3 protein-coding genes and 2 pseudogenes are annotated in these 3466 nt (G+C 28.2%); 2 read left to right on the top strand and 3 right to left on the bottom strand.

The features are described from left to right. Positions 1-15 precede the first annotated feature (15 nt). The 3 genes and pseudogenes from BIV18_RS09695 to BIV18_RS09685 form a co-directional block, all read right to left on the bottom strand. A pseudogene (locus BIV18_RS09695) lies at positions 16-559 on the bottom strand (transposase). 98 nt (positions 560-657) lie between these two features. Further along, the gene (locus BIV18_RS09690; RefSeq protein ID WP_144015229.1) at positions 658-870 is read right to left on the bottom strand and encodes a transposase family protein; all 213 of its coding nucleotides are present in this window, start codon (positions 868-870) and stop codon (positions 658-660) included. 15 nt (positions 871-885) lie between these two features. Then, positions 886-1089, bottom strand: a complete 204-nt coding sequence (locus tag BIV18_RS09685) for a transposase family protein (protein WP_075660423.1) — start codon at positions 1087-1089, stop codon at positions 886-888. Positions 1090-2367: 1278 nt separating this feature from the next. Here BIV18_RS09685 and BIV18_RS11510 point away from each other — a divergent pair. Both BIV18_RS11510 and BIV18_RS11505 read left to right on the top strand, forming a co-directional pair. Further along, a pseudogene (locus BIV18_RS11510) lies at positions 2368-3299 on the top strand (transposase). Between the two features lie 52 nt (positions 3300-3351). Beyond that, the coding region (locus tag BIV18_RS11505) for a transposase (protein WP_144015231.1) at positions 3352-3466 on the top strand (115 nt) is incomplete at its 3' end.

Below are 3466 nucleotides of genomic sequence, written 5' to 3'. Positions count from 1 at the left end.
TTCTTTTTAAAGTCTTTATTTAGTATGAGTACCTTCAAGTGGACCATTAGACCAAGGATAATCAAAAGAATTACATATCTCATCAAACCAGTTATTAAAAGCAGTGATACAAGATTTAAATTCTTTTAAATCAGATTCTTCAGCTCTTCTTATCCATTCCCTTAAAGATTTAGATGCTCTAACTCTATTGGGTTGACTTAGAACATATTGGTAAAACAGTTCCTTTAACCTATATGCTAACTTCAAATCGTTGTTTAAATCAAGCATTAAAGAAACTTCTTTAGCTTGTTCAGTTGTTAAATTAGAAGCAGGTTTTGTAAGTAGACTCCTACTTCTCTTAAAATACTTTCTAAGCTTAGAAGAAATATCTTTTGAATCCTCTTTCTAACATTCTCTAAAGCCCATGAAACTTGTCTTATGAAGTGATACCTATCACAATATGGATAGAAGTTTTAAAGAACCTATTCTTAACAGACTTAAAGGTATTGGACATATCACTTACAAAAAACTTAACTTCTTGTCTCTCCTTGTTAGGAACTTTTTTAAAGTATTTAAACAAAAGTTCTTATCCCTAGTAGGCAAATATCAATGACAGAGTGCTTATCACCATTAAGAAGAGAAGTTTGATACTTAATATTTCCACTATCACCTTTAAACTCATCTATACACAATACACTTGAAAGTTTTGCTCTTGAACATATAAACAATGTAAATTCTCAAAACAGTATTAGAAGAAACATTATACCTACTAGCAATAGAAGAGCTAGAATGAAGTTCATTAAATTCAGCAACAATAGCAAAAACAAGCCTATAAGTCATAGTGTGACCCTTAGCAATAAAATCAAGTTCTCTTTCAAACGACAACCACAAGACTTACAATCATACCTAGTCTTCTTTAAATGATAAGACATTCTTACCATGAATATGAGTATCCTTAATCTTTTGAATCCTATGATCATGAACCCAAATCTTTGTAGAACCACAGTGAGGACAAGTATCCATCTTTGTAACAGAAGCATAAATGTGAACAAATTCCTTATCCTCACAAAAACTATCAAAAATTACATCTTTAAAACCCAACAAATTCATGTTATTATTATTTTGCACTTATATGCACCTCCTAACAAAGTTTGTTGTTATTTTAAGTTTAGGACTAAATGCGTATAAGTGCAATTTTTTTACATAAAAATATCTGTTAGAGATTTACTCCCCAACAGATATTATAGAGCCTTTTTTTATTTATTATAATGAAGAATTAGAAAGAGGATAATTTTTTAGAGCTTAAGTATATGCAATTAAAAGTTAATTTTTTCATTATATATTATTAACAGGTTGAGAAAAATATTTGCTTTAAGATCTAAAATTAAGAATGGTCAAGGTAACTATATAATAAAAAGAAATAGGTGAATAAAGCATAGTTATATATGTATGTTTCAAAAGAAAAGTGTTATAAATATAATTGATGGGTATCTTGTTAATAACTAATTACTAGTTTAATGATGAGATAGATTATAGAAAATGGGAGTCTATCCAGTGTGAGAGTTATATTTTAAACTATGATTTCAAAAGGAACTAATTGAAGAACATTATAAGTATGAAATATATGATCCTCAAGGGGGGTATATAACTACAGTACACTGGAGTGGAAGAAGGTAAATTTTAATGCCTAGATATTTTTTAACAGACAAGTATACAATTTTATACTTTATACTACAAATCATGTGTCTTCTAGCTATGTATAGAAGTTTCAAAAAAAGGTTATAAAATTTTATACTTGTCTGTTAAAATATCTAGGCATTAAATTTACCTTCTTCCACTCAGTGTACTGTAGTTATATACCCCCTTGAGGATCATATATTTCATACTTATAATGTTCTTCAATTAGTTCCTTTTGAAATCATAGTTTAAAATATAACTCTCACACTGGATAGACTCCATTTTCTATAATCTATCTCATCATTAAACTAGTAATTAGTTATTAACAAGATACCCATCAATATATTTATAAACACTTTCTTTTGAAACATACATATATAACTATGCTTTATTCACCTATTTCTTTTATTATATAGTTACCTTGACCATTCTTAATTTTAGATCTTAAAGCAAATATTTTTCTCAAACCTGTTAATAATATATAATGAAAAATAAATTAACTTTTAATTGCATATACTTAAGCTCTAAAAATTATCCTCTTTCTAATTCTTCATTATAATAAATAAAAAAGGCTCTATAATATCTGTTGGGAGTAAATCTCTAACAGATATTTTTATGTAAAAAAAATTGCACTTATACGCATTTAGTCCTAAACTTAAAATAACAACAAACTTTGTTAGGAGGTGCATATAAGTGCAAAATAATAATAACATGAATTTGTTGGGTTTTAAAGATGTAATTTTTGATAGTTTTTGTGAGGATAAGGAATTTGTTCACATTTATGCTTCTGTTACAAAGATGGATACTTGTCCTCACTGTGGTTCTACAAAGATTTGGGTTCATGATCATAGGATTCAAAAGATTAAGGATACTCATATTCATGGTAAGAAATGTCTTATTCATTTAAAGAAGACTAGGTATGATTGTAAGTCTTGTGGTTGTCGTTTTGAAAGAGAACTTGATTTTATTGCTAAGGGTCACACTATGACTTATAGGCTTGTTTTTGCTATTGTTGCTGAATTTAATGAACTTCATTCTAGCTCTTCTATTGCTAGTAGGTATAATGTTTCTTCTAATACTGTTTTGAGAATTTTACATTGTTTATATGTTTCAAGAGCAAAACTTTCAAGTGTATTGTGTATAGATGAGTTTAAAGGTGATAGTGGAAATATTAAGTATCAAACTTCTCTTCTTAATGGTGATAAGCACTCTGTCATTGATATTTTGCCTACTAGGGATAAGAACTTTTTGTTTAAATACTTTAAAAAGTTCCTAACAAGGAGAGACAAGAAGTTAAGTTTTTTGTAAGTGATATGTCCAATACCTTTAAGTCTGTTAAGAATAGGTTCTTTAAAACTTCTATCCATATTGTTGATAGGTATCACTTCATAAGACAAGTTTCATGGGCTTTAGAGAATGTTAGAAAGAGGATTCAAAAGATATTTCTTCTAAGCTTAGAAAGTATTTTAAGAGAAGTAGGAGTCTACTTACAAAACCTGCTTAATTTAACAACTGAACAAGCTAAAGAAGTTTCTTTAATGCTTGATTTAAACAACGATTTGAAGTTAGCATATAGGTTAAAGGAACTGTTTTACCAATATGTTCTAAGTCAACCAATAGAGTTAGAGCATCTAAATCTTTAAGGGAATGGATAAGAAGAGCTGAAGAATCTGATTTAAAAGAATTTAATCTTGTATCACTGCTTTTAATAACTGGTTTGATGAGATATGTAATTCTTTTGATTATCCTTGGTCTAATGGTCCACTTGAAGGTACTCATACTAAGATAAAGACTTTAAAAAGAAATTGTT

Origin of the sequence: Peptoniphilus grossensis, assembly GCF_001940285.1 — a bacterium.
Taxonomy (GTDB): domain Bacteria; phylum Bacillota; class Clostridia; order Tissierellales; family Peptoniphilaceae; genus Peptoniphilus_A; species Peptoniphilus_A faecalis.
This window is presented reverse-complemented; position numbering and strand designations above follow the sequence as displayed.